Source organism: Cupriavidus neocaledonicus (assembly GCF_000372525.1).
Lineage (GTDB): Bacteria > Pseudomonadota > Gammaproteobacteria > Burkholderiales > Burkholderiaceae > Cupriavidus > Cupriavidus neocaledonicus.
Map to the genome: position 1 here is coordinate 22,978 of NZ_AQUR01000068.1, position 23,544 is coordinate 46,521.

At 67.4% G+C, this 23,544-nt stretch carries 24 protein-coding genes; 14 read left to right on the forward strand and 10 right to left on the reverse strand.

Annotation, left to right across the window (positions count from 1 at the left end):
- Window positions 1–49: 49 nt before the first annotated feature.
- The 9 genes from A3AG_RS0103025 to A3AG_RS0103065 form a co-directional block, all read right to left on the reverse strand.
- Complete coding sequence (locus A3AG_RS0103025) at window positions 50–1,120, reverse strand: porin (RefSeq protein ID WP_026163887.1); 1,071 nt, start codon at window positions 1,118–1,120, stop codon at window positions 50–52.
- A gap of 146 nt (window positions 1,121–1,266) precedes the next feature.
- On the reverse strand, window positions 1,267–2,616 hold the full coding sequence (locus tag A3AG_RS0103030; RefSeq protein WP_026163888.1) for a 3-hydroxyacyl-CoA dehydrogenase: 1,350 nt from the start codon (window positions 2,614–2,616) through the stop codon (window positions 1,267–1,269).
- A gap of 13 nt (window positions 2,617–2,629) precedes the next feature.
- Window positions 2,630–3,427 (reverse strand): crotonase/enoyl-CoA hydratase family protein, encoded by a 798-nt coding sequence (locus A3AG_RS0103035; protein WP_026163889.1) that lies wholly within the window; start codon window positions 3,425–3,427, stop codon window positions 2,630–2,632.
- A gap of 41 nt (window positions 3,428–3,468) precedes the next feature.
- On the reverse strand, window positions 3,469–4,437 hold the full coding sequence (locus A3AG_RS0103040) for a PDR/VanB family oxidoreductase (RefSeq protein ID WP_018004010.1): 969 nt from the start codon (window positions 4,435–4,437) through the stop codon (window positions 3,469–3,471).
- A gap of 104 nt (window positions 4,438–4,541) precedes the next feature.
- A complete protein-coding gene (locus A3AG_RS0103045) occupies window positions 4,542–5,537 on the reverse strand; it encodes a tripartite tricarboxylate transporter substrate-binding protein (protein WP_018004011.1) in 996 nt (331 codons plus the stop codon).
- Window positions 5,538–5,576: 39 nt separating this feature from the next.
- Window positions 5,577–6,815: a Rieske 2Fe-2S domain-containing protein gene (locus A3AG_RS0103050; protein ID WP_018004012.1), complete on the reverse strand. Its 1,239-nt coding sequence runs from the start codon at window positions 6,813–6,815 to the stop codon at window positions 5,577–5,579.
- A 1-nt stretch (window position 6,816) separates the two neighbouring features.
- Window positions 6,817–7,821, reverse strand: a complete 1,005-nt coding sequence (locus A3AG_RS0103055; RefSeq protein WP_018004013.1) for an amidohydrolase family protein — start codon at window positions 7,819–7,821, stop codon at window positions 6,817–6,819.
- 5 nt (window positions 7,822–7,826) lie between these two features.
- Window positions 7,827–8,228: a RidA family protein gene (locus tag A3AG_RS0103060; protein WP_026163890.1), complete on the reverse strand. Its 402-nt coding sequence runs from the start codon at window positions 8,226–8,228 to the stop codon at window positions 7,827–7,829.
- Between the two features lie 27 nt (window positions 8,229–8,255).
- Window positions 8,256–8,957, reverse strand: a complete 702-nt coding sequence (locus tag A3AG_RS0103065; protein ID WP_018004015.1) for a GntR family transcriptional regulator — start codon at window positions 8,955–8,957, stop codon at window positions 8,256–8,258.
- Window positions 8,958–9,407: 450 nt separating this feature from the next.
- Here A3AG_RS0103065 and A3AG_RS0103070 point away from each other — a divergent pair, with 450 nt between their 5' ends.
- Genes A3AG_RS0103070 through A3AG_RS34310 form a run of 14 tightly spaced genes read left to right on the forward strand, consistent with a single transcriptional unit; the run spans window position 9,408 to window position 22,392 of the window.
- Window positions 9,408–11,579, forward strand: coding sequence for an acetate--CoA ligase family protein (locus A3AG_RS0103070; RefSeq protein ID WP_018004016.1), 2,172 nt, complete (start codon window positions 9,408–9,410; stop codon window positions 11,577–11,579).
- Window positions 11,580–11,593: 14 nt separating this feature from the next.
- On the forward strand, window positions 11,594–12,781 hold the full coding sequence (locus A3AG_RS0103075) for an acyl-CoA dehydrogenase family protein (RefSeq protein ID WP_026163892.1): 1,188 nt from the start codon (window positions 11,594–11,596) through the stop codon (window positions 12,779–12,781).
- 27 nt (window positions 12,782–12,808) lie between these two features.
- Window positions 12,809–13,936 carry an acyl-CoA dehydrogenase family protein gene (locus A3AG_RS0103080; protein ID WP_018004018.1) on the forward strand — a complete coding sequence of 376 codons (1,128 nt, stop codon included), beginning with the start codon at window positions 12,809–12,811 and terminating at the stop codon, window positions 13,934–13,936.
- Window positions 13,937–13,983: 47 nt separating this feature from the next.
- Entirely contained in the window at window positions 13,984–14,970 is a 987-nt protein-coding gene (locus A3AG_RS0103085; protein ID WP_018004019.1) for a Bug family tripartite tricarboxylate transporter substrate binding protein, read from the forward strand.
- 51 nt (window positions 14,971–15,021) lie between these two features.
- On the forward strand, window positions 15,022–16,185 hold the full coding sequence (locus tag A3AG_RS0103090) for a thiolase domain-containing protein (protein WP_018004020.1): 1,164 nt from the start codon (window positions 15,022–15,024) through the stop codon (window positions 16,183–16,185).
- 5 nt (window positions 16,186–16,190) lie between these two features.
- Window positions 16,191–16,634, forward strand: coding sequence for a Zn-ribbon domain-containing OB-fold protein (locus A3AG_RS0103095; RefSeq protein ID WP_051073463.1), 444 nt, complete (start codon window positions 16,191–16,193; stop codon window positions 16,632–16,634).
- An 18-nt stretch (window positions 16,635–16,652) separates the two neighbouring features.
- Window positions 16,653–17,879, forward strand: coding sequence for a CaiB/BaiF CoA transferase family protein (locus A3AG_RS0103100; protein ID WP_018004022.1), 1,227 nt, complete (start codon window positions 16,653–16,655; stop codon window positions 17,877–17,879).
- A 26-nt stretch (window positions 17,880–17,905) separates the two neighbouring features.
- Window positions 17,906–18,904, forward strand: coding sequence for a DODA-type extradiol aromatic ring-opening family dioxygenase (locus A3AG_RS0103105; RefSeq protein WP_018004023.1), 999 nt, complete (start codon window positions 17,906–17,908; stop codon window positions 18,902–18,904).
- Window positions 18,905–18,933: 29 nt separating this feature from the next.
- Window positions 18,934–19,596: an RraA family protein gene (locus A3AG_RS0103110; protein WP_018004024.1), complete on the forward strand. Its 663-nt coding sequence runs from the start codon at window positions 18,934–18,936 to the stop codon at window positions 19,594–19,596.
- A gap of 5 nt (window positions 19,597–19,601) precedes the next feature.
- Window positions 19,602–20,264, forward strand: coding sequence for an RraA family protein (locus A3AG_RS0103115; RefSeq protein WP_018004025.1), 663 nt, complete (start codon window positions 19,602–19,604; stop codon window positions 20,262–20,264).
- Window positions 20,265–20,266: 2 nt separating this feature from the next.
- Window positions 20,267–20,929 (forward strand): 4-carboxy-4-hydroxy-2-oxoadipate aldolase/oxaloacetate decarboxylase, encoded by a 663-nt coding sequence (locus A3AG_RS0103120; protein ID WP_018004026.1) that lies wholly within the window; start codon window positions 20,267–20,269, stop codon window positions 20,927–20,929.
- Between the two features lie 15 nt (window positions 20,930–20,944).
- Complete coding sequence (locus A3AG_RS0103125; RefSeq protein WP_018004027.1) at window positions 20,945–21,715, forward strand: enoyl-CoA hydratase/isomerase family protein; 771 nt, start codon at window positions 20,945–20,947, stop codon at window positions 21,713–21,715.
- A gap of 7 nt (window positions 21,716–21,722) precedes the next feature.
- The gene (locus A3AG_RS0103130) at window positions 21,723–22,145 is read left to right on the forward strand and encodes a PaaI family thioesterase (RefSeq protein ID WP_018004028.1); all 423 of its coding nucleotides are present in this window, start codon (window positions 21,723–21,725) and stop codon (window positions 22,143–22,145) included.
- A 40-nt stretch (window positions 22,146–22,185) separates the two neighbouring features.
- Entirely contained in the window at window positions 22,186–22,392 is a 207-nt protein-coding gene (locus tag A3AG_RS34310) for a hypothetical protein (protein WP_018004029.1), read from the forward strand.
- Window positions 22,393–22,621: 229 nt separating this feature from the next.
- Here the strand turns inward: A3AG_RS34310 and A3AG_RS0103140 are convergent, their stop codons facing one another.
- Window positions 22,622–23,536: a LysR family transcriptional regulator gene (locus tag A3AG_RS0103140; RefSeq protein WP_018004030.1), complete on the reverse strand. Its 915-nt coding sequence runs from the start codon at window positions 23,534–23,536 to the stop codon at window positions 22,622–22,624.
- Window positions 23,537–23,544: the final 8 nt, after the last annotated feature.

Sequence of the window (23,544 nt, forward strand, 5' to 3'; positions counted from 1 at the left end):
TTATGGGCTTAGGGGAGAGATCAGCTTCGCGGCGTCCCTGGGCAGCGACTCAGAACTTGTGCCGCATACCCATTGCCACGCCGAACTGACTCTTTTCGTTCGGTGCGATCTGGTAAGCCGCCATAGCGCCGTTCAGGCTTTCGAAGTTCAGCGACGCATTCTTGGTGTAAGCGGTGCTGAGGTAGACGTCGGTGCGCTTGGACAGTGAATAATCCGCAATGAACGTGACTTGCCACGGGTTGCTCGGATTGCTCTTGCCGGTCGCGGTATACAGCGACTTGACATTGTCGTAGTAGAACGCCCCTGTGAGCTGCAGGGCGCCGGTTGCCTGGTAGTTCAGGGCAGCCCACCACAGGTCGTCGCGCGCAGCCGTGTTGGCGGCGCGAGTGCCGTTGTTGTTGTAGCGATACGCGGCCTGCGCGAGCAGCGTCGGCGTGATCTGGTAGCGCAGGCCCAGTGCCGCCTTCTGCGTGCGGGTGTAATCGGCGGTCTTGGCGCTGTTGATGCTGTCATAGGCAACGGCGACGCCGAACGAGCCGATGCGGTAGTCGAAACCGCCGCCGTAGGCAGACGAACCCGCGACCGTGCCGGGCTGCTCGCCAAAGCTCCAGTGCGCTTCCGCCGTCAGCGGGCCCAGGTCGACATGGTATTTCACCATGTTGTCTTCGCGCAGGTTCGCGCCGGCAATGCCGACCACCGGTTCGTACGTGGTGGCATACGCCGTGGGCGAGTAGTTGGCCATCATCAGGAATAGCGACGTGTATTGACGGCCCAGCGTCACCTGGTGCGCGCCGGCACGCATGCCGACCCATGCCTGGCGGCCGAACAGGCGCCCGCCTTGCGTTGAAATGCCGTTATCCAGGCTGAAGCCGCTTTCCAGCGCGAACAGCGCCTTTTTTCCGCCACCCAGGTCTTCCACGCCGCGCAGGCCCCAGCGGCTCGGGGACAGGCCGCCCGAGCTCACGCCGACCTTGGAATGCCCGTCGGGCCCTGTTCCCAGGTTGTTGTTCGTGTATTCAATGTTGGCGTCGGCCACGCCGTACAGCGTGACGCCCGATGTCTGCGCGGCCGCGCTGGCACTGGCAATGACGCAGGCAAGGCCGGCCAGGTTTCTTTTCATGATGTTCTCCTCCATGTTTTTGGCTGTCATCCCCTGATCCGGGAAGTGGCAGAAATAACGCGTGCTGGTATTTGAATAAAAAGGAACTTCGTGTTTGGAATGCGACGGCGCGCAGCCGGATAGGCGGAAAATGCGCGCTCGCGACCCTATGCTTTGCCGCGCTGGTAGTCGGCGAAGGTCTTGTCCTGGTGCGCCAGCCGGGCCAGCAGCGGCGCCGGTTCCCACCAGTAGCCGTGCTCCGCGTGGAAGCGTTGGATGTCGGCGTACACCTCGCGCAGCCCGATGCGGTCGGCGTAGTGCATCGGGCCGCCATGACTCGCCGGGAAGCCATAGCCGGTCAGGTAGACGGTGTCGATGTCGCTGGGCCGCAGCGCCACGCCGGCTTCGAGCAGCTTCGCGCCCTCGTTGACCATGCTGTAGACGCAGCGCTTGATGATCTCGTCGGCACTGACGGGGCGCCGTGCGATGCCAAGCCGTGCGGACTCCTGTTCGATGAAGGCCTCGACTTCCGGGTCACGCAGCGGCTGGCGGCTGCCTGGTTCGTAGCGGTACCAGCCCTTGCCGCTCTTCTGCCCCAGGCGGCCCAGTTCGGTCAGCTTGAGGATCAGGTCGTTCCAGCGCCGGTCCTGTGGACGGGTTGCAATCTGTGCCTTGCGGGTCTGGTAGCCCACGTCGTTGCCGGCCATGTCGTGTACGGCGAAGATGCCCATCGCATAGCCGAAGTCGGTGAGCGCCTGGTCGACCTCATGCGGCAGCGCGCCTTCCTCGACCAGGAAATGCGCTTCGCGCGTGTAGTTGCGGAACAGCGCATTGCCGATGAAGCCCGGATAGACGCGCGCGAGCACGGCGGTTTTGCCCATGCGCCGCCCAAGATCCATCAGCGTGGCGATCACGTCCGGCGCGGTGTCCCGCGCGCGCACCACTTCGAGCAGGCGCATCACGTGGGCCGGACTGAAGAAGTGAGCCCCGACCACGTCCTGCGGGCGCTGCGTGACTGCCGCGATGGCGTCGACGTCCAGCCCTGAGGTGTTGGTGGCGAGGATCGCCCCGGGTTTGCACAGTGCATCGAGCTCGCGGAACACCTGCTGCTTGAGCGCCATGTCTTCGAAGACCGCTTCGATCACCATGTCGGCGGACGCGGCGTCAGCCAGATCGACGGAGCCCTTGATGAGCGACAGCCTCGCTTCCATGGCCGAGGGTTCGAGTTTGCCGCGCGAGACGCTGCCGGCATAGTTGTCGCGCACGCGGCGCAGGCCGGTATCGAGCCCTTTCTCGCTACTGTCGATCAGCGTGACCGGCATGCCGATATTGGCCAGCGCCATCGCAATGCCGCCGCCCATGGTGCCCGCGCCCACCACGGCCACCTGGCCGACCGGGCGCAACGGGAGGTCCTGCGGGAAGTCCGGGATATGGGCCGCTTCAGCCTGGGCGAAGCGGACGTAGTCTGCCGTGGCCTGTGCTTCGGCGCCGGCGTCGGTTGGAGTCGTGGTGGTCATGGCGTTGCTTGGCTTATTCGGATGTCTCGCCCGCGACGGCGAGGGGCTTGGCACGGCCTTCGACGAAGTCGCGCAGGCGTTCTGCCGCCTCCGGCGGGCGCGGGATGTTCGAGGTCAGGTATTCGACGAACAGGCCGTCGTCGTGCGACAGGTCGTTGATGCGCGGCAGCACGTTGGTGATGCGCCAGTTGGTGTCGGCGGTATTGCGCCCGACCAGCCCGGCCAGGTCGCGCGCCTTGGCCAATGCCTGGCCCTGCGGCACCACGTAGCTCACGATGTGGTCGCGCTCGCCCTCCTGGGCATTGAGCAGGCGGCCAGTCAGCATCATGTCGGCCATCACGGTGTAGCCCACCACGCGCTGGATGCGCACGGTGCCGCCGCCGCCGACAAAGATGCCACGCTGTCCTTCAGGCAGGCCGAAGAGAGCCGATTCGTCCGCCACGCGGATGTGCGCGGCCGTGGCCAGTTCCAGCCCGCCACCGACTACCGCGCCGTGCAGCGCCGCGACAAACGGGATCGGCCCGCGAGCAATGCCGTCGAACACGGTGTGCCAGGAGTGGCGCGTGCGCTTGCGTGGCCGCGGCTGCTCGCCGGACGCGCGTGCCAGCGCTTCCTTCAGGTCGAGCCCCGCGCAGAAGTTGCTGCCGTGGCCGAACAGCACGCCGACGTCGGCTTCTTCGCCGGCACGCAAGACGGCGTCGTGCAGGGCCCAGACCACCTCTTCGTTGATGGCATTGCGCTTCTCGGGCCGGTTCAGGCCGATCAGCGCGATGTTGCCGTCGAGTTCATAGGTCACCAGTGCGGTGCTCATGTCATGCTCCTTTCAGATTACGTGGTGCCACGGTGCGCTGGCTACAGATCGAGCACCAGCTTGTGACTCTTCGAGCCCGAGCAGCACACCATCATCCGGTTGTTGGCGGCGCGCTCGGCCGCATTCAGTACGAGGTCGCGGTGGTCCGGCTCGCCGTCCAGCACGCGTACCTCGCAGGTCCCGCACACGCCTTCCTGGCACGAATACATGGGCTCCACGCCCTCGGCGATCAGGCATTCCAGGATGGTCCTGCCAGGCTGGATCTCGATGCTGCGGCCGGTGCGCGCCAGTTCGACGGTGAAGCCGCCGGCGGTGGCCGCGTCTTCGCGCGCGGCGAAGTACTCGCGATGCACGCGCCCGGGTGCCAGCGATGCGGTGGCCTGTTCGAAGGCCTCCAGCATCTGCACCGGACCGCAGCAGTAGATGTGCGCGCCTTCCGGCAGGCTTGCGGCGATCGCCGCGACGTCGAGGCGTTCCGCGCCGGCTTCGCGGTCGAAGCTCAGGTGGACCTCGCCGCCAGGCTCCATGCCCATGGCTTCCAGCGTCTCGGCGAACGCTGCCTGCTTGCGCGTGCGCGCGGCATAGTGCAGCCGCCACGGCCGGCCCAGTTCGCGCAGCCGATGGATCATGCCGAGGATCGGCGTGATGCCGATGCCGCCGGCCACCAGTACCGCCAGCGACGCCGAATCGTCGAGCGGGAAGTTGTTGCGCGGCGCGCTGATGGTCAGCACGTCGCCGGGGCGCAGGGTTTCGTGCAGGTAGCGCGAGCCGCCGCGGCTCTGCGCATCGCGGTTGACGCCGATCACGTAGCGGTGCGTTTCGCGCTGCGGGTTCAGCAGCGAATAGCTGCGGATCAGGCCGTTGGTCAAATGCAGGTCGATATGCGCGCCCGCCGTGAAGGCGGGCAGGGTACGCAGTGGCGGCTCGGGCCGCAGCTCGAAGGCCAGGATGCCTTCGGCTTCCCAACTGATGGATTTGACCCGGACTTGCAGGGTATCGGTAATGCTCATGGATGTCTCCGGTCGAAGCAGGGGCGCTTCCGCGCGTGCGGCCCGTGCAGCCTTTGCTGCCGCCACGGCGTACATCGCCGCGAAGAGTCTTGCCGTCCCGGCTTCTAGAGTTCGGCGCGAAAGCCCGAGGCGCGGATGATGGGTCCCCACGTTTCCAGCTCGGCGCGCTGGCGGCGCGCCATCTGCTCGCCGTCGAGGTAGTCGGGCACCACCGCGAGCCGGGTCATCAGGGTTTGCCGTGCCTGCGGCGCAGCCAGGATGGTCTTCAGCGCCGCCTGCACGCGTGCGATCTCAGGCTGCGGCGTGCGCGCCGGCGCCCACATGGCCGTCCAGGCATCGCCCAGGCGCACGGGGATGCCCTGCTCGGCCATGGTCGGGATGTCCGGCGCCAGCGGCGAACGCTTGTCGCTGAAGATGCCGAGCAGGCGCATCTTGCCGGCGCGGTGGTGGCGCAGCAGGTCCTGCAGCAGCGTGACGGCCGATGGGATATGGTCGCCGAGCAGGTCGGTGATCATCGGCGGCGTGCCCTTGTAGGGCGTGACGGACAGCGCAATGCCGGCCGCCCTGGCGAACTGCAGGCCCAGGAAATGGTTCTGGCCGCCCAGCCCCGGCGTGCCGAAGCTGGCCTGCTGCGGATTGGCGCGCGCCCACCGCACGAACGCGCCTGCGTCGGGCGCGCCGGTTGCCATGCCCGCGGCCATGCCGGTCGGGTAGGACACCAGGCCGGCAACCGGCGTGAAATCGCGCCACAGGTCCCACTTGAGCTGCTTGCCGAACACCAGCGTCTGGAACGTGGGCGTGGCGTTGGGGGCGATCATGTAGGTCATGCCGTCCGGCTCGGCGGACTTGAGCACGTCGGCGGCCAGCCGGCCGCCGGCGCCGACATGGTTTTCCACGATCACGGACTGGCCCAGCAGCGCGGGCAGGGAATCCGAGAAATACCGGGCAATGGCATCGGTGCCGCCGCCGGGCGGCAGGCCGACCAGGATGCGGATGGCGGGTTTGCCGCGCAGCTGCGCCAAAGAGACGGCGGGCGCGGCGAGGCCGGCGCACGCCGCCAGCAACAGCTGGCGGCGCGAGCGGAAGCGGGGGCTGTTCATCTGTGTCTCCGTCTTCTTGTCAGTCTTGTGCCGGCGGCTTCAGGCCGCTGTGGCGAGCGATCGCCAGTCTTCTCCGGCGGGCAGCACGCCACCGACCGAGACGATCCGGCTGTAGTCGAGCTCCGGGTTGTCGGCGAGCGTCGGTGTCTTGCCGGCCTGGAACTCGCGCACCGACTTCAGCAACGCCTGGCGCACGCGCAGCACCGCGCCATCCGCCGAGCACAGCTGCTCGGTGGTGCGGTCGGCAATCGGCCCCTGGCCGATGAACATGGCGAAGTCCTCGGTGCCCAGGTGCTGAGGGAACCCGGTGGCATGGCCGCGGCGCATCAGGTCTCGGTTCTGGCCCCAGTTGTCAGCGGGCGTGCCCGGCGGCAGCGGCGGGAAGTTCCACACGTCGGGCGTGGCCGACATGATCGTCATGCCGAGCGGGCGGTGCGGGTTGAAATGCACGAACCAGGCGCGATGCGTGACATCGTCCACCGGCGTCGAGAAGAACACAGTGCTCGGACCTTTTTCATCGGGCGCGCAGATGATGCCGTACCACGGCATGACGAAGTTGTTCACGCGCGCATAGAGCTTGTCGTCAGCCAGCGGGCGCAGCGCCGCATAGCGGTAGCCGTAGGGGCGGTCCTCGAATTCCAGGCGCGGTGCGAGCGCCTGCGTCATGTGCATGCGCTGGTTGCCCGAGCCGGCCGTGATCTGTGTGGTCGATTCATGCAGCACGCCGACGTGGGACGAATCCATCGACGCTTCCACGCCCTGCACCCAGTTAGTCGGCACTTCCTGGCTGGTGACCGAACGCTGCTCTTCGGGCAGCGACGTGAACGGCAGGTCGGGGAACTTCGGTGCCTGTTCGCCCTTGCCCAGCCATACCCACACGATGCCGCCGCGTTCCTGCACGCCGTAGCGGTTCACGCGCACGTGCTTGCAGAACTGGGCCTGGTCGCCGACATGGTTCGGCGCCTCGATGACTTCGCCGGTCGTGCCCAGCTTCCAGCCGTGGAAGATGCAGCGCAGGCCGTTGTCCTCGTTGCGCGCCATCAGCAGCGAGGTCTTGCGGTGCGGGCACAGTTCGTCGAGTACGCCCACGGCACCGTCGGTGCGGCGGAACGCGACGTAGTTGTTCCCCAGCAGGCGCACGCGCACGGGCGCACCATCGGCCATCAGCCGCGCCGACGGCACGGCCGGAATCCAGTAATGCTGCCGGATCATCTCGCCCATCGGCGCGCCGTTCTCGACGCGTGTGAGCAGGTCATTGTCTTCCTGGGTCAGCGGCATCTCAGCACTCCTCATCGGTGCGGAAGGCGCGCGTGTACAGGCGCCTGCAGTTGCATTCGAAAATGTTCTTGCGCTGCGCGTCCGTCAGCCACGAGATCGCTTCGATCACCGGCTTCATGTCGTCGTAGTCGCGGTCAGTCAGCGGGTCGCGCGCGCTGCCGGTGCCGGGCTTCTCGGTGCCCAACAGCACGTTGTCGGTGCCGGCCACCTTCAGCAGCAGGTCAATCGCTTCGGTCGAGTAGTTGCAGGTGTCGAAGTAGAGCTTGCGCAGTTGCTCGTCGAAGGTGACGGTCTCGCCCTTGCGTACCGACCACGAGCGGAAGCGGCCCATCTGGTAGGGAATCGCGCCACCGCCGTGCGCCACCACGATCTTCAGGTTCGGGAAGTCCTGGAATACCTTCGAGTTCAGCAGCGAGACGACGGCGATGCTCTCCTCGTTGATGAACTTGAGCGTGTACGACTCGCGCGCGCTGCAGCTGCCGGCGGAATGGATCAGCCCCGGCACGTCCAGGCGCGTCATGGCTTCGTACAGCGGATACCAGAACTGGTCGCCGAGGCCGGGCGGCGTGGGGCCTTCGCTCTCGGTCGGGTCCGGGTTGATCAGGCAGCCGACGAAGCCAAGCTCGTTCACGCAGCGCTCCAGCTCGGGCACCGCGCGCTCCGCCGGGGATTCCAGCATGTGCTGCGGCAGGCCGGCCACGCCGCGAAAGCGGTCCGGGAACATGGCGACGAAGCGCGCAATGATGTCGTTGCAGTGGCGGGACCACAGCTCCGTCACGCGGCCGGGCTTGACCGAATGCATCTGCAGGTAGGGGCGCGGCGAGATGAACTGCATGTCGGTGCCGACGGCATCCATGCTGCGCACCAGCTCTTCGGCCGCCTTGCGCACGGAAGCGTCCGGAACCTTCGGCGTGGTGGACGGATTGGCGCGGCCGCCGATGAGTTCCGCCATGTAGCGGAAGCTCTCCGGCGGCATGACGACGTGGGCGTGGGAATCGATGATCATGGTGTTCAGCCTTGGTTGGCGCCGGCCAGGACGGCCAGGCATTCGAGTTGCAGGAGCATGCCGTGCTGCAGGTCATGCACGACGATGTGCCGCGCGGGGCGGTCTTCGGGGTTCCTGAAGTACTGCAGCCATTCGGCGTTGATGGCTTCGCGCACGCTGTTGTCCTTCACGTAGATCGTCAGTTTCACCACGTCGGCCACGCTGCCACCGCCGGCCGCGAGCACGCTCGCGAGATTGCGAAACGCATGCGCCGCCTGCGCGTCGGCCCCGCCCGGCAGCTCGCCGGTGGCCGCATCCTTGCCCGAGATGGCGGAGGTGCAAATGACATTGCCCACGCGGGCGGCGGTGGGAATGGGGGCGTTGTGCGCAAGGCCGGGCACGTCGATCGAACGGAGAGGTCTGGTCATGGGATGCCTGAAGTCGCGAAGTCGGGGTCAGGAGTCGGCGGCATGGCCGCCGTCGAAAAAATGGGTCGGCACGGTCGCGAGGAATTCGGCGAAGCCGGTGGTGCCGGCCGGCACATGGAAGGCCATGGCGTCGGCGGCCTGCTGCTCGTCGCCGGCACGGATTGCTGCGGCGATGCGCAGGTGGTCTTCGAGCGACTTCGCTACCTGCTGGGCGGTGGCGAAGTCGCGCATGCGATAGCGCTGCAGGCAGCGCCGCGCCGCGCGGATATGGCTCGCGAGGATCTCGTTGCGGCAGCCCTGGTAGATGGCTTCGTGGAAAGCCGCGTTAGCGGCGGCGTAGCCGACCGCACCCGGTGTCGCCGCAACGCGCCGGCACAGCGCCAGTCCGGCGTCGAGCGCGGCATGCAGGGCTTCGTCACCGCGGCGCGCAGCCATCCGCGCCGCCAGCGACTCCAGTTCCCCCACGTATTCGAGCATCGCCCGCACCTTGCCCACAGACAGGCGCGCGACCGCCGCACCCTGGCGCGGGGCGATGCTGACCAGTCCGTGCGCGGCCAGTTGCTGCAGGGCTTCCCGCACCGGCGTGCGCGACACGCCGAAGCGTTGCGCCAGTTCCCGTTCGTCGAGCGGTGCGCCGGGACACAGGACGCCGGCCTCGATTTCCGCCTCCAGCGCGGCACGGATCTCTTCGTTCCGGCCGTGACGCCCGGCGGGGCGCGGTGGGTTCATGGTTGGACGGGTCGGTTGCATACGGTATGGCACAAACAAGCATCTCGTTGTTGCGTAGAAATATACAACATGAAGATGGTGGTATGCAAAGATGGCCGAAAAAGTTTGCACTTGTGGTGGCCAGGATTCTTCGTCATTCCTCTCCTATGCTGGGAAGAAGGGAGGCCCGCGCACTAGCCGTTTGCTCGGCAACTTCCCGGAATCCCGCTCCAAGACTGGCCTTCAGGCTTGGAGCGACGTGACGCCAGCAGGCCGCGCGAGAGCTTGGTGGCGGTGGCGTGGAAGACGTTCATACGGCCCTCAGGAGCCGTCCCCGCGCCGGCAAGCTAAGGGAAATTCCCTAGTAAATTTCAATAAACATGATTTTCTGGTGTATTGAAACTGCTGTTCTGGTATGCCAGAATCCAATCAACACGAAGCAAACGCCCCCATTTCCTGGAAGAGCACCCCATGAAGACCTCTGACTTTCCCGACGCCCAGGCCTGGCAGCCCCAACAGGCGGCAGAAGCCGCGGTAGCTGCCGTGACCAGCGTCCTCCGCCCGGCTTCCATTGCCATCGTGGGCGCATCGGCGGACCCGCGCTCGTTCGGCGGCTTCGTGCTGGCGAACCTGGAGCGCTTCGGCTACGCCGGTGCCATTCACCTGGTGAGCCGCAGCAGCACCGAGATCAATGGCCGTGGCTGCGTGAAGACGGTCGATGAACTGCCGGCCGGTATCGACCTGGCCGTGCTGGCCATTCCCGAGGCCGGCGTGCTCGATGCCGTGCGCGGCCTGGCCGCAAAGGACACCCGGGCGGCGGTCCTGTTTGCCTCTGGCTATGCGGAGACCGGCGATGCCGGCCGTGAACGGCAGGACCAGCTTGCCGCCGACGCGCGTGACGCCGGCATGGTGCTGCTCGGGCCGAACTGCATGGGTTTCACGAATTTCGAAACCGGCGTGCCCGTGACCTTCGAAGCGGTGCAACCCTATCCGTGCGGCGGGCGTCCCGGTATCGGCGTGGTGGCGCAGAGCGGGGCGATGGCCGCCAATATGCGCGATGCCTTCGTCGGGCGCGGCCTGCCGCTGACCGCGGTGGTCTCCACGGGGAACGAGGCTTCGCTGGGCGTCGAGGATTTCGTCGCCCATTACATCGATGATCCGCAGACGCGCGTGCTGGCCGTGTACGCCGAACAGGTGCGCCGCCCGCGCACGTTCCTGGCGCTGGCGCGCAAGGCGCGCGAGGCCGGCAAGCCGATCGTGATGCTGATGCCGGGCCGCAGCGAGCGTGCCCGCGAAGCGGCCCAGTCGCACACCGGTGCACTGGCCGGCGATCACGCTACCGCTGCCGTCGCGCTGGCGCGCGAAGCCGTGGTGCTGGTCGATACCCCTGACGAGCTTGTCGACGCTGCAGCCATCCTGCTGCGTTTCCCGGTGCCGCCTGCCGGCGGCCCGGCTTTTATGACGGGTTCCGGCGCGATGAAGAACGTCGCACTGGACTTCTGCGACGGGCTCGGCCTGGCGCTGCCCCCGCTCGGCGCGGAAACGACGGCAAGTCTCAAGGCCATGCTGCCGGACTACGCGGTGGCCGAGAACCCGCTCGACTACACCACCATCGGCGTGCGCAACCCCGGCCTGGTTGGCGAGGTGCTGCTGACCATGCTGTCCGATGCGGCCGTGGGCAGCATCGTGCTCAGCATTCCCGCGGGCCCCGAAGTGGCGCAACGCGACAAGGCCGAGCACATCGTCCCGGCGCTGGCCCGTGCCGGCAAACCGGCAGTGCTGGTCGTGACCGGAGACAACGGCCCCATCGAGCCGTTCTTTGTCGATGCCATTCGCGCCAGCGGCGTGCCGTTTTTCCGCTCGCCCGACCGTGCGTTGCGCGCGCTGGCCCGGGTTGCCGCCTATGGCGAGGCGCTGCAGCGTGCCGGCCGCGCCAGCCAGCCGGTGCCGGCAGCGGTGCCATTGCCGGGCGCGGTTCCGCCGTCGGGTGTGTTTGCCGAGTATCAGGGCAAGGCGTGGCTGGCCGCGGCCGGCCTGGCCGTGCCCGAGGGCGCGTTGGCGACGAGTGCCGATGAAGCCGCCGCGATTGCGGCGCGCATCGGCTACCCCGTGGTGATCAAGGCGCAGGCCAGCGAGCTGCCGCACAAAAGCGACGTCGGCGGCGTGATCGTCGGCCTGGCCGATGAAGCCGCGCTGCGTGCCGGGTGGGATCGCCTGCAGCAGAACATCGCCACCCATCGTCCGGACCTCACGCTCGATGGCGTGCTCGTCGAGGCCATGGGCCCGCGCGGGCTCGAACTGGTGGTCGGCGCGCGCCGCGACGCCGGCTGGGGGCCCGTCGTGCTCGTGGGGCTGGGCGGCGTGTGGATCGAGGCGCTCAAGGATGTGCGGCTGATCCCCGCAGATCTTTCGCAAGCCGATGTCGTACAGGAGCTGGGCCGGCTCAAGTCCGCTTCGCTGCTGCGCGGCATCCGCGGCGCGGCCGCGGTCGACGTAACCGCCATCGCGCGGGCCGTGACGCAGATCGGCGGACAGATGCGCGCCAACCCGGCCATCACCGAGATCGATGTCAATCCGCTTGTGGCGTATCCCGACCGTGTGCTCGCGCTCGATGCGCTGGTCGTGTGCGCCCCGCAAGCCTGAACCACGCATACACCATGAAGCTGACTTTCTCTGCCGCCGACGAGGCGTTCCGCCAGGAGGTGCGTGCGTTCGTCAAGGCGAACCTGCCCGCTGACATCCGGCGCAAGGTCGAACTCGGCTTGCGCCTCGAGCATGCCGATTACGTGACGTGGTTCCGCATCCTCGAAGCGCGCGGCTGGCTTACGCCTGGCTGGCCCGTCGAACATGGCGGCCCGGGCTGGAACCACGTGCAGCGCTATATCTTCGACGAGGAAACCATGCTCGGTGGAGCGCCGCGCATCATCGCCAGCGGCATCCAGATGCTGGGCCCGGTGCTGATCGCCTTCGGCACGCCCGAGCAGAAGGCGAAGTACCTGCCCGATATCCGCCAGAGCAATACGTGGTGGGCGCAGGGCTTCTCCGAACCGGGCGCCGGGTCGGACCTCGCGGCGGTGCGGACCACCGCGGTGCTGGAACCCGACGGCAAGCACTTCGTCGTGAATGGCCACAAGGTGTGGACCTCGTATGCGCACTGGTGCTCGATGATGTTCGCGCTGGTGCGCACCGACCCGAACGCGGCCAAGCCGCAGGAGGGCATCTCGTTCCTGCTGATCGACATGAATACGCCGGGCGTGCAGGTCCGGCCCATCCGCATGCTGGAAGGCGGCACCGACCTGAACGAGTGCTACCTCGACAACGTGCGCGTGCCGGTGGAGAACCTGGTAGGCGAGCTGAACAAGGGCTGGTCCTACGGCAAGTACCTGCTTGGCCATGAGCGCACGGGCATCGCGGGCATCGGCTCCTGCAAGCAGCAATTGCAGCGCGCCCGGGCGCTGGCGGCCAGCGAGGGGCTGGATGCCGATCCGGTGCTGCAGTCGCGCCTGGCGCAGTTCGAGATCGAGCTGCTGGCGCTGGAGTTCACCGCGCTGCGCCTGCTCAGCGCAAACCAGCAGAGCCGGGTGCCGGCCGTGGAAGCGTCGATGCTCAAGGTGCGCGGCACCGAACTGCGCCAGGCCATCTACGAACTGCTGGTGGAAGTGGCGGGCCCGCATGCCGTGCCGTTCGAGGAAGCGGCGCTGCGCGGCGATCTGGACGACCCCGCCAGCCCGCTCGAACTGTCGGCGCTGGCCGCCAACTATCTGGACGCGCGCAAGCTGTCGATCTACGGCGGCGTCAACGAAGTGCAGCGCAACCTGATCAGCAAGGCCTTCCTTACAGCCTGAAACCGGGCCTGACACCGTACCGAGACCATGGACTTTTCTCTCAACGATGAACATATCGCGCTGCGCGATGCGGTGCGCCGCTTCTGCGACGGCGAGTACCCCGCGCATCGCCGCGGCGATGCCGAGAGCGACGGCGAAGCCGCCGCGCGCTGGTCGGCCATGGCCGAACTTGGCCTGCTCGGACTGCCCCTGGCGGCGGACGTGGGCGGCAGCGAGCAGGGCCCGACCGAGGTGATGCTGGTGGCTCAGGAGCTCGGCCGGGCGCTCGGCGGGGGTGCATGGCTGTCGAGCGTGGTGCTCGCCGGACAACTGCTCGACGAGGCCGGCACGCCCGCGCAGCGGCAGCAGTGGCTGCCGGCGCTGGCTGCGGGGCAGGCCAGGCTGGCCCTGGCGATTGGCGAGGCCGATGCCCGCTATGACCTGTCGCGCGTCAGCACGCGGGCTCGAGCGCATGGCGACGGCTGGGTGCTCGCCGGTGCCAAGACGCTCGTGCTCGATGGCGCGCGGGCCGATGCCTTCATCGTGGCGGCCCGCACCGCGGGTGATGTCGCCGATGAAGCCGGTATCACGCTTTTTCTCGTTCCGGCGGGAACACCGGGCGTGAGCGTGCGCGAGTTCCCCACGCTCGACGGCCGCAGTGCCGCGCATCTGGCGTTGCGCGAAGTAGCCCTCGGCGCCGACGCCGTGGTCGGCCAGACGGGCGGCGCGCTGCCAGCGATTATCACCACCGCCGACCGAGCCAACGCCGTACTGTGCGCGGAAGCCGTCGGCGCACTGGAAGCCTTGCTGGACCTGACCGCGGATCAACTGAACACGCGCAGGCAGTTCGGCTCGCTGCTGGCGAAGTTCCAGGTGCTGCAGCACCGCGTCGCGGACATGCTGATCGCGCTCGAACAGTGCAAGTCGATGGCCTGCGTGGCTGCCATGGCGGTCGCCGATGGCGATCCCGTGCAGCGGCGCCGGCTGGTATCCGCCGCCAAGACCGTGATCGGGCAGGCCGGCCGGCAGGTCGGACAGTGGGCGATCCAGATGCACGGCGCCATGGGCATGACCGATGAATGCCGCGTCGGCCATTACGCCAAGCGCCTGATGGTCATCAACCAGCTGTTCGGGGATGCCGGGTACCACCTGGCTTGCTTTGCCCGGCAGGCCTGACCTGCCCCCTGACCGGTTCACACAAGAAACATACAGGAGACAAAGACATGGCCCTCATCCGTACCCTCCGCGCGGCCTGCGGCGCACTGGCCCTCGCGCTGGCATTCGCCTGCGGTGCACAGGCGCAGGAGAAGCCGCCGATCAAGTTCCTGGTCGGCTTCCCGCCGGGCGGCTCCACCGATACCGTGGCGCGCGTGCTGGCCGAGAAGCTGCAAGGCGAGCTCGGCCAGATCGTGATCGTCGACAACCGGCCCGGCGCCGGCGGCCGTGTCGTCACCGGCATGCTCAAGCACAGCGCGCCGGATGGGCTTACTTACATGGTGGCGCCCAATGCCACCGCCATCTTTCCCACGCTGCTGTACCCGCCGGCCACGCTCAAGTACGACCTGCTGGCCGACCTGGTGCCAGTGGCGGTGGTGATCTCGTATCCGCTGGCGCTGGTCGTGAGCAGCCAGACCGGCGTCACCGATATGAAGGGCTTCGTGGAATGGGTGAAGGCGCATCCCGGCAAAGCCCTGTTCGGCACCGCCGGCCTGGGCGGGCAGACGCACTTCACCGGCCTGCAGTTCGGCAAGGCGATCGGCGTACCGATGAACGTCGTGCCATACAAGGGGAACGGCCCCCTTGTCACCGACCTGCTCGGCGGGCAGCTCGCTGCGGCCGTGATGACCGCCGGCGACATCCTGCCGCATGCCAGGAGCGGCAAGGTCCGCATCCTCGCCGTGTTCGGCGCGGCGCGCTCGCCGCTGCTGCCGGGCGTGCCGACCGCGACCGAGCAGGGCGTTGCAGTCGACAGCGGCGAAGCGTGGGCCGGCATCTGGGCTCCGGCTCGCACGCCCAAGGCAGAACTGGACCGCATGCAGGCCGCGCTCGGCAAGGTACTTGCCATGCCTGACGTGCGCACCACGCTGCAGCAGCGGGCCACCTTGAATCCCGATTTCCGGCCGGCCGCAGACCTGGACCGCCTCCAGCGCAAGGAACTGGCCTATTGGGGGCCGGTGATCAAGGCCAGTGGCTTCACCCCTGACCAGTGAATCCGGCAACGGCGACGTCCCGCATCTCTTCCCAAGCTTCCGCCATTCATCATGACCCTCAACGGATCCGCCTACATCGTGGGAGCCTACGAGCATCCCACACGCAAAGCCGATGACCTGTCGGTGGCACGCCTGCATGCCGATGTGGCCCGCGGCGCGCTGGCCGACGCCGGCCTCACCGCTGCCGATGTCGACGGCTACTTCTGTGCCGGCGATGCACCCGGCCTTGGCAGCACCACGATCGTGGAATACCTCGGCCTGAAGCCGCGCCACGTGGATTCCACCGAATGCGGCGGCTCCGCGCCGATCCTGCACGTGGCGCACGCTGCCGAGGCCATCGCCGCGGGGCGCTGCAACGTTGCGCTGATCACGCTGGCGGGGCGCCCCCGCGCCGCAGGCGCCGCGCTTGCCCTGCGGGCCCCGGATCCGGATGCGCCCGACGTGGCCTTCGAACTGCCATTCGGCCCGGCCACGCAGAACCTCTACGGCATGGTGGCGAAGCGCCATATGTACGAGTTCGGCACCACCAGCGAGCAGCTCGCGTGGATCAAGGTGGCCGCGTCCCATCACGCGCAGCACAACCCGCACGCCATGTTGCGCAATGTGGTGACGGTGGAGGACGTCGTCAGCTCGCCAATGGTGGCCGATCCGCTGCACCGCCTGGACTGCTGCGTGATGAGCGACGGCGGCGGCGCGCTGATCGTCGCTCGCCCCGAGATCGCCCGCCAGCTGAAGCGTCCGCTGGTGAAGGTGCGGGGCACCGGCGAAGCGCCCAAGCACGCCATGGGCGGGAACATCGACCTGACGTGGTCGGCTGCCGCATGGTCGGGCCCGGCCGCATTCGCCGAAGCCGGCGTCACGCCTGCCGACATCAAGTACGCGTCGCTGTACGACAGCTTCACTATCACCGTGCTGATGCAGCTTGAGGACCTGGGCTTTTGCAAGAAGGGCGAGGGCGGCAAGTTCGTCGCCGACGGCGGGCTGATTTCCGGCGTGGGACGCCTGCCGTTCAACACCGACGGCGGCGGCCTGTGCAACAACCACCCGGCCAACCGCGGCGGCGTCACCAAGGTGATCGAGGCCGTGCGCCAGCTGCGCGCCGAGGCGCATCCCGCCGTACAGGTCCGCAACTGCGACCTGGCGCTGGCCAGCGGCATCGGCGGTGCGCTGGCTTCGCGCCATACCGCGGCCACGCTGATCCTTGAAAGGGAATGAACACCATGAGCACACCCGCCACTCCAGCCACCCCTGCCAACGCGGCAGCCAAGGCGCCGCCCGCCGGCCCGCGCAAGATTCCCGCGCCGCGCACGCTGCCGGAAAGCCGGGCGTTCTGGGAAGCCGCAGACGCCGGCCGCTTGCTGCTGAAGGCCTGTCTGGACTGCCACGCACCGCACTACTACCCGCGCGATATCTGCCCGCATTGCCAGTCCGACCGCACCGAATGGCGCGATGCCAGCGGCCTGGGCACGGTCTACTCGTTCAGCACCATGGGCAAGGCTGAGGCCGCGTGGACGCTCGCCTACGTCCGGCTGGATGAAGGCGTGACGATGATGACCAACCTGGTGGACTGCGACCCGCGCGAGATCGAGATCGGCCAGCGCGTCAAGGTCGTGTTCAAGCCTAGCGACGGCGGCTATGCCGTGCCGATGTTCACCCCGGCATAAGGACCTTAGGCAACGACCATGGCTGATACCCGACATAACGAGCACGGCACGGCCGGGCGCAAGGGCCCGCTGTCCCGCTTCACCGTCCTCGACGCCTCGCGCGTACGCGCCGGTCCCACCGCAGTGCGGCTGTTCGCCGACATGGGTGCGCGCGTGATCAAGCTGGAGATCCCGCCGGGTGCGCCCGGGGGCGACGACATGATTGGCGGACGCGACCACAACCGTGCCGATTACGAGAACCTGCACCGCAACAAGGAAAGCCTCACGCTGAATATGAAGACTCATGAGGGCGTGAAGATACTGCACGAGCTGGTCAGGCGTGCCGATGTCTTCATCGAGAACTACCGCCCCGACGTGAAGCACCGCCTCGGCATCGGCCCGGATGCGCTGCGCGCGATCAACCCGCGGCTGGTCTACGCGAGCATTTCCGGCTTCGGCCAGGACGGCCCCTACGCGGGCTGGCCCGGCTTCGACTCTATCGCGCAGGGCATGGGTGGGCTGATGAGCGTGACCGGCAAGCCGGGCGAGGGCCCGATGCGTGTGGGCATTCCGCTCGCGGACCTGTGCGCCGGCCACTTCTGCGCGATGGGCATCCTCACGGCGCTGCTGGAGCGCGAGGCCTCGGGCGAGGGGCAGTGGGTGCAGACCTCGCTGCTGGAAGCGCAGATCGCCATGCTGGACTTCCAGGCCGCGCAGTGGCTGCTCGACGGAAAGGTGCCGGAACAGACCGGCAACGAACATCCGCTGACGGTGCCGACGGGCGTGTTTGCCACGCGCGACGGCTACCTGAATATCGCCGCCATCGGCCAGACCATGTGGAAGCGCCTGTGCGAGGCGCTCGAAGTGCCGCAGCTCGTCGACGAGCCCGGCCTGGGTTCAGATCCGGAGCGCGTGCGCAACCGCGACAAGGTCAATGCCGCGATCGAGGCGGCGCTGCGCACGCGCACCACTGCCGAATGGACCGAGCGGTTGCTAAAGGCCGGCGTGCCGTGCGGCCCGATCCATCGCGTGGACCAGGTATTTGCCGATCCACAGGTGAAGCACCTTGCAGTGGCCTGGCCGATGCAGCACGCAGAACTTGGCGACGTCGCACTGGTAGGGCAGCCGATGCGCCTCTCGCGCTATCCGCGCGACCTGCCACCGCAGCCCGCGCCGGAGCAGGGCGCCAACACCGACCACATCCTGCACGAGCTTGGCTACACCGCCGCGCAGGTCGACGAACTGCGCGCCGCCCATATCGTTTGAACGCGTTTGAACGCAAGGACACTTCCATGGCAAGACTCGTCGCCGCTTTCGGCTCCTCCCACAGCATCATGCTGGTTTGTCAGCGTGAAGACTGGCAACACGGCTTCCGCCAGGTCGATCCGAAGAACCCGCATTACTTCGATCGCGCGGGCAACCCGACAACCTATGAAGCGCTGCTCGCGATTGCTCCGGGCGATGCCGAGTCCATGGTGACGCCCGAGCGCATGGGCCAGCGCTACGACCAGGCCGAAGCCGCCATGGACGAGCTGCGAGACCGCATCCGCGCCGCACGGCTCGACGTGCTGCTGGTGGTTGGCGATGACCAGACCGAACTGTTCCGCACCACCAACAACCCGGCTTTCGCGATCTACTACGGCGACACCATCCGCAATGCGAAGCGCGACGAAGGCGCCTCCGACGGCTGGTACAAGAAGGCCCGCATGGCACGTCAGGAGCCCGACGCCGACCGCGACTACCCGGTCAACGCCGATATGAGCCGCTGGCTGATCCGCGCGCTGTGCGACCGCGATTTCGACATCACCGCGATGGACGGGCTCGAACGCGGACAGTTCGAAGGCCATGCGTTCTCGTTCATCCACCGCCGCTACCTGCAAGGCCTGGATTTGCCAGTGGTGCCCGTCATCGTCAATACCTTTGACCCGCCCAACCAGCCTACGCCGCGCAGATGCATCCAGTTTGGCGCCGCGCTGCGCGAGCTGATCGCCGCGTATCCCGAAGACCTGCGCGTGGGTGTGCTGGCCTCGGGCGGCCTGAGCCACTTCGTGGTGGATGCCGATCTCGACAACGCGATCATCGATGCCATCCGCCGGAAGGACCCCGGCTTCCTCGCCTCGCTGGACCCGCGCCAGCTCCAGGCGGGCAGCTCCGAAATCCGCAACTGGCTGATCGCCGTCGAGGCCGTGCGCGACCTCGACCTTGAATGGGTTTCCTACGTCCCGGGTTACCGCACGCCTGCGCTGACCGGCACCGGCCTGTGCTTCGCGGCCTGGCAGACGCTGGATTGAATAACCGAAGAAAAGGCATACCAACGACCATGAGTGAAACCGAATCCAACGTACAACGCCTGCGCCGGCTCGACTGCTGCGCGGTATCCGACGCGCTCGACAAACTCCAGCTGGCTGGCACCGTGACCGGCCTGCCACAGCGTTCCGGCGCCGGGCGGATTGCCGGCCGAGCCATCACCGTCAAGCTTGGCACTGGCGCGCCGCCGCCCGGGCCGGTGCGCCATCTCGGCTGCACGGCGATCGAGCAGGCGGGCCCGGACAACATCATCGTCGTCGAGCAGCGCACCGGCGTGGAGGCGGGAAGCTGGGGCGGGCTGCTGTCGCTCGGGGCCAAGGTGCGCGGCGTTGCCGGCGTCGTGGCGGACGGACCGGTGCGCGATATCGATGAAGCGCTCGACTTCGATTTCCCGGTATTCAGCCGTGCGCTGACCGCGTTCACGGCACGCAGCCGCGTGGTGGAGCAGGGCACCAATGTCCCGGTGCAGATCGGCAACGTCACGGTGGAAGAGGGCGACTACGTGGTCGCGGACCGCAGCGCCGTGATCTTCATCGCCGCGCGCGACATCGCCCGCGTGCTCGAGACGGCCGAAGCGATCGTGCGCAAGGAGTCCGTGATGGCGAAAGCCATCCTGGGCGGCACGCCCATCGGGGAAGTCATGGGCGGCAACTACGAACACATGCTGAAGGGTTGAAAGAGATGAGCGAACCACAGGACATCAACGTCGCGCGCGCCGCGAAGCTGGATACGGCAACGCTCAGCGACGCGCTGGACAAGCACGGCATCGCCGGCCAGTGCTATCGCATCAAGGCCCGTGGCGAAGGCTTCGCCACGGCAGGGCGCGCCTACACGCTGCTGTATGGCCCGGCATCGAACCCGCCCGGCACTGTGGGAGACTACATCGACGACGTGCCGCCGGGCAGCATCCTCGTGCTCGACAACGGTGGCCGCGACAACGCCACGGTGTGGGGCGACATCCTCACCGAGATCGCGCACCGCCGCGGCATTGCCGGCACCGTTATCGACGGCGTGTGCCGTGACGTGGCCCTGTGCCGCCAGCTAGGCTACCCGGTATTCAGCAAGGACCACTGGATGCGCACTGGCAAGGACCGCGTACAGGTGGAAGCCACCAACGTGGTCGTCAATATCGGCGATGCGCGTGTGCAGCCTGGCGACATCCTGCGCGGCGACGCCGATGGCGTGGTGGTCATCCCGCGCGAGCATGAATCCGCCGTGCTGGATACCGCCGAGCAGATCGAGCACGCCGAGAATGCCATCCGCGAAGCCGTGCGCGGCGGCATGCGCCTGGACGAGGCGCGCCGCCAGTTTCGCTACCACCAGTTGCAGACCAAGGGAGCCTGATCATGGTGGAACACGACGCAACGAGCACGACGATCCGTGAATTCGATCGGGTCAGCGCCGAAATCGTCAACGATGCGCGCGCATTGCCCACCGCCACGCTGCATGAAGCGGGCGGCAAGATCGGCGTGGTGTCGCCCGCCATCAAGCCCGTGGCACCGGGGTTCCGCATCTGCGGGCCGGCGCTGACGGTCCATTCCCCCGGCGGAGACAACCTGTGGCTGCATCGCGCGCTGGATATCGCGCAGCCCGGTGACGTGCTCGTGGTGCACGTGAGCGGTGCCTATGATCATGGGTATTGGGGCGAAATCATGACAACGGCGGCAAAGGTCAGGAAACTGGGCGGTCTGGTCATTGACGGCTGCGTGCGCGACGGCGTGCTGCTGCAGGAGATCGGATTCCCGGTGTTCGCACGCGGTCTGTGCATCCGCGGTACCGGCAAGGACTATGGTGCGATCGGCTGGCTCAATGCGCCGGTGCTGGTCGGCGGCGCGCGGGTAGAAGCCGGCGACCTGGTCGTCGGCGACCGTGACGGCGTGGTGGTGGTGCCACGCACTCGCGCCGCCGAGGTGGTCCGCAAGGCGCAAGACCGCGAGGCTACCGAAGCCGCCATCCTCAAGCGCGTGGAAGCGGGCGAGACCACCATGCGCATCTACGGCTTCCACTGAACGAGGTCCGATTCCATGAGCGAGACCCCGCAAGGGCTGCCGCCCGAACTGGCGATCGACGGCCATCTAGCCCTCATCACGCTGCGTCGCCCGGAGGTGGCGAACCGGTTGGAGCCGGAAGACCTCGACCTGCTGCGCCACTACGTGGAGACGGTGAACGCGGACAGCCGGATAAGCGTGCTGCGCCTTGAGGGACAAGGCCGACACTTCTGTAGCGGGTTCAACATCGGCTGCCTTGGCGGCGCCGACGTCAGTGCCCGCTTCGAGGCGTTGGCTAAAGCGCTGGAACAGGCGCGCCCGGTCACCATTGCCGTGCTGCACGGCGGCGTCTACGGCGGCGCGACCGATCTGGCGCTCGCATGTGATTTCCGTTTCGGCGCACCGGCAGTCGAGATGCACGTGCCGGCGGCCCGCCTCGGCCTGCTGTTCTACCGCGGCGGACTGGAACGCTACGTCACGCGGCTGGGTCTGGCCGCGGCCAAGCGCGTGATGCTGCTGGCGGAGCGCTTCGACGCCGACGCCATGCTGCGCATCGGCTATCTCGATGGCCTCGAATCGAGCGTAGACCTGCTGCGCTCTCGTGTGCGGGAGGTTAGCGAAACGTTGGGCGGCATGGCGCCGCTGGCTCTGCTCGGCATGAAGAAGCACATGAACCGCATCGCGCGCGGCATGCTCGATGCTGACGAGTTGGCGAGGGACATTGCCCGCGCCGACGCCTCGGACGACCTGCGCGAAGCCGCGCTGGCGTGGCGCGAGAAGCGGGCGCCGCGCTTTACCGGACACTGAAGCGGATATGACGCCCGACAACTACTTCACCCGCATGCGCCGAGGCGAGGTGCCCCCACCGGCCATCTGTGGCCTGCTTGGCGGCGAAGTCCGCACCGTCGACACGGAAGCGGGCACGCTTGAAGCCGCCTACGTGGCGAAGGACACATTCCTGAACCCTGCCGGACAGGTGCAGGGCGGCATGCTCGGCGCGATGCTCGACGACGTGACCGCCATGCTTGTCACCTCCACGCTGGCGAACGGCGAGGCTTGTTCGACGCTGAACCTCAACCTGTCCTTTCTGCGGCCCGGACGGCCGGGGCCGCTGCAAGGGCGGGCGCGGCTGGAGCGGCGCGGCCGCAACGTCTGCAACGTGGTTGGACAACTCTGGCAGGACGGTCAGTTGCTGGCGACTGCCACGGCCACCTGCATGGTGGTGCGGCGCGCCTGAGCGCCACCTTCCCGACCCGAACACCGAATCAGGGATACCTATGAAACTGGTCAGCTTCGTCCATCAGGGGCGAAAGAGCTTTGGAGTCACGACGGCCGGCGGAGTGATCGACCTCGGCGCGCGCCTGCGCACCGCCGACATCGGAGCGGCGCTGCGCAGGCAGCACGTGGAAGTTCTGTTCACGTCCGCTATACGAAGGGCGCTCACAGCTTATTGCATCCAAAAACCATCGACTGCCGTCCGCTAAGAAGGTGTCCGCAGCTAACCTGCGAGATGCCTCGGCCATGGCGCCGAGCTACCATATGAGCGCAGAAGCCATGCACATCCGGAATTGGCTGTGCAACTACGGCGGCAGATCGCGAAGGCATAACTTTCTCGATTCCCACCGGTGAATACATCGGCTTCCTTCTGGACCATTTCGTAGCAGCTGGGGTTATGCTGACGCGATTTGGCGTGGCGGGAGGCGATCACTCCATCTACAGTTTACGCATCCGTGCGCTCATGGCCATCAGTGGGTCGAGCAGCGCGGCATGCAGGTATCTGACGGCGGGCGAGAACTGACGGCGATGCGGGCAGACCAGGTTGAGGGGTGCCGGCTCGCCGGGCTGGTCAGGCAACAGCAGTTCCAGGCGGCCTTCTTCGACGTCATCGCAGACGTCGAGCCAGGACTTGTAGGCGATGCCGCGTCCATCCAGTGCCCAGCGCCGCGCGATTTCCGCGTCGTCGCACATCAGCGTGCCCTTGACGGTGATCTGCCGCCGCGTGCCGGCGATCGGAAAGCTCCAACGGTCATGGACCCGGCCGCCCAACACATAGGGCAAGCACTGGTGCGTGAGCAAGTCGTCGAGCGATGCGGGCCGGCCGTGGCGCCGAAGGTAGTCCGGAGACGCCACCAGCACGCGGCGATTGTCGGGCGCGAGCGGCAGGGCGACATAGGTGGCGCCTTCGTTCATGCCATACCGGAAGGCGATGTCCACCGGGTCGCGAAAGACGTCGGAGACCTGGTCGGACAGGGACAGCCGGAGCACAAGTTTCGGGTGGGATTCCCGGAACGCGGTCAGCAGCGGCAGCAGGATATTGCGGCCAAGGTCTGACGGGGCGGCGATCTTCAGCGTGCCCTGTAATGCACGCTGTTCGCCGTGCAGGCGGTCCCGGCCTTCCTTGAGCTTGGCCAGCACTTCGTCCGCATACGGCAGGTACTGTTCGCCCTCGGCAGTGAGCCGCAGGCTGCGAGTGGACCGTGCGAACAGCCGGATGTCGAGCTCTTTCTCCAGGCGCTGGATGGCTGCGCTGACCTGTCCGGGCAGCAGGTCGGCCTCGCGAGCGGCGTTCGAGAAGCTGCCAAGCGCTGCGGTTCGCAAAAACAGTTGCAGATCGTCGAGTCTGATCATTTTCACTC

What these genes read in the sequence shown, in the direction of transcription:
- A3AG_RS0103100 (WP_018004022.1), top strand. Translation starts at nt 16,653, where the DNA reads ATGGCTGATACCCGACATAACGAGCACGGCACGGCCGGGCGCAAGGGC.
- A3AG_RS0103070 (WP_018004016.1), top strand. Translation starts at nt 9,408, where the DNA reads ATGAAGACCTCTGACTTTCCCGACGCCCAGGCCTGGCAGCCCCAACAG.
- A3AG_RS0103060 (WP_026163890.1), bottom strand. Translation starts at nt 8,228, where the DNA reads ATGACCAGACCTCTCCGTTCGATCGACGTGCCCGGCCTTGCGCACAAC.
- A3AG_RS34310 (WP_018004029.1), top strand. Translation starts at nt 22,186, where the DNA reads ATGAAACTGGTCAGCTTCGTCCATCAGGGGCGAAAGAGCTTTGGAGTC.
- A3AG_RS0103125 (WP_018004027.1), top strand. Translation starts at nt 20,945, where the DNA reads ATGAGCGAGACCCCGCAAGGGCTGCCGCCCGAACTGGCGATCGACGGC.
- A3AG_RS0103120 (WP_018004026.1), top strand. Translation starts at nt 20,267, where the DNA reads ATGGTGGAACACGACGCAACGAGCACGACGATCCGTGAATTCGATCGG.
- A3AG_RS0103090 (WP_018004020.1), top strand. Translation starts at nt 15,022, where the DNA reads ATGACCCTCAACGGATCCGCCTACATCGTGGGAGCCTACGAGCATCCC.
- A3AG_RS0103115 (WP_018004025.1), top strand. Translation starts at nt 19,602, where the DNA reads ATGAGCGAACCACAGGACATCAACGTCGCGCGCGCCGCGAAGCTGGAT.
- A3AG_RS0103105 (WP_018004023.1), top strand. Translation starts at nt 17,906, where the DNA reads ATGGCAAGACTCGTCGCCGCTTTCGGCTCCTCCCACAGCATCATGCTG.
- A3AG_RS0103130 (WP_018004028.1), top strand. Translation starts at nt 21,723, where the DNA reads ATGACGCCCGACAACTACTTCACCCGCATGCGCCGAGGCGAGGTGCCC.
- A3AG_RS0103065 (WP_018004015.1), bottom strand. Translation starts at nt 8,957, where the DNA reads ATGAACCCACCGCGCCCCGCCGGGCGTCACGGCCGGAACGAAGAGATC.
- A3AG_RS0103080 (WP_018004018.1), top strand. Translation starts at nt 12,809, where the DNA reads ATGGACTTTTCTCTCAACGATGAACATATCGCGCTGCGCGATGCGGTG.
- A3AG_RS0103055 (WP_018004013.1), bottom strand. Translation starts at nt 7,821, where the DNA reads ATGATCATCGATTCCCACGCCCACGTCGTCATGCCGCCGGAGAGCTTC.
- A3AG_RS0103075 (WP_026163892.1), top strand. Translation starts at nt 11,594, where the DNA reads ATGAAGCTGACTTTCTCTGCCGCCGACGAGGCGTTCCGCCAGGAGGTG.
- A3AG_RS0103025 (WP_026163887.1), bottom strand. Translation starts at nt 1,120, where the DNA reads ATGAAAAGAAACCTGGCCGGCCTTGCCTGCGTCATTGCCAGTGCCAGC.
- A3AG_RS0103140 (WP_018004030.1), bottom strand. Translation starts at nt 23,536, where the DNA reads ATGATCAGACTCGACGATCTGCAACTGTTTTTGCGAACCGCAGCGCTT.
- A3AG_RS0103110 (WP_018004024.1), top strand. Translation starts at nt 18,934, where the DNA reads ATGAGTGAAACCGAATCCAACGTACAACGCCTGCGCCGGCTCGACTGC.
- A3AG_RS0103035 (WP_026163889.1), bottom strand. Translation starts at nt 3,427, where the DNA reads ATGAGCACCGCACTGGTGACCTATGAACTCGACGGCAACATCGCGCTG.
- A3AG_RS0103045 (WP_018004011.1), bottom strand. Translation starts at nt 5,537, where the DNA reads ATGAACAGCCCCCGCTTCCGCTCGCGCCGCCAGCTGTTGCTGGCGGCG.
- A3AG_RS0103040 (WP_018004010.1), bottom strand. Translation starts at nt 4,437, where the DNA reads ATGAGCATTACCGATACCCTGCAAGTCCGGGTCAAATCCATCAGTTGG.
- A3AG_RS0103050 (WP_018004012.1), bottom strand. Translation starts at nt 6,815, where the DNA reads ATGCCGCTGACCCAGGAAGACAATGACCTGCTCACACGCGTCGAGAAC.
- A3AG_RS0103085 (WP_018004019.1), top strand. Translation starts at nt 13,984, where the DNA reads ATGGCCCTCATCCGTACCCTCCGCGCGGCCTGCGGCGCACTGGCCCTC.
- A3AG_RS0103095 (WP_051073463.1), top strand. Translation starts at nt 16,191, where the DNA reads ATGAGCACACCCGCCACTCCAGCCACCCCTGCCAACGCGGCAGCCAAG.
- A3AG_RS0103030 (WP_026163888.1), bottom strand. Translation starts at nt 2,616, where the DNA reads ATGACCACCACGACTCCAACCGACGCCGGCGCCGAAGCACAGGCCACG.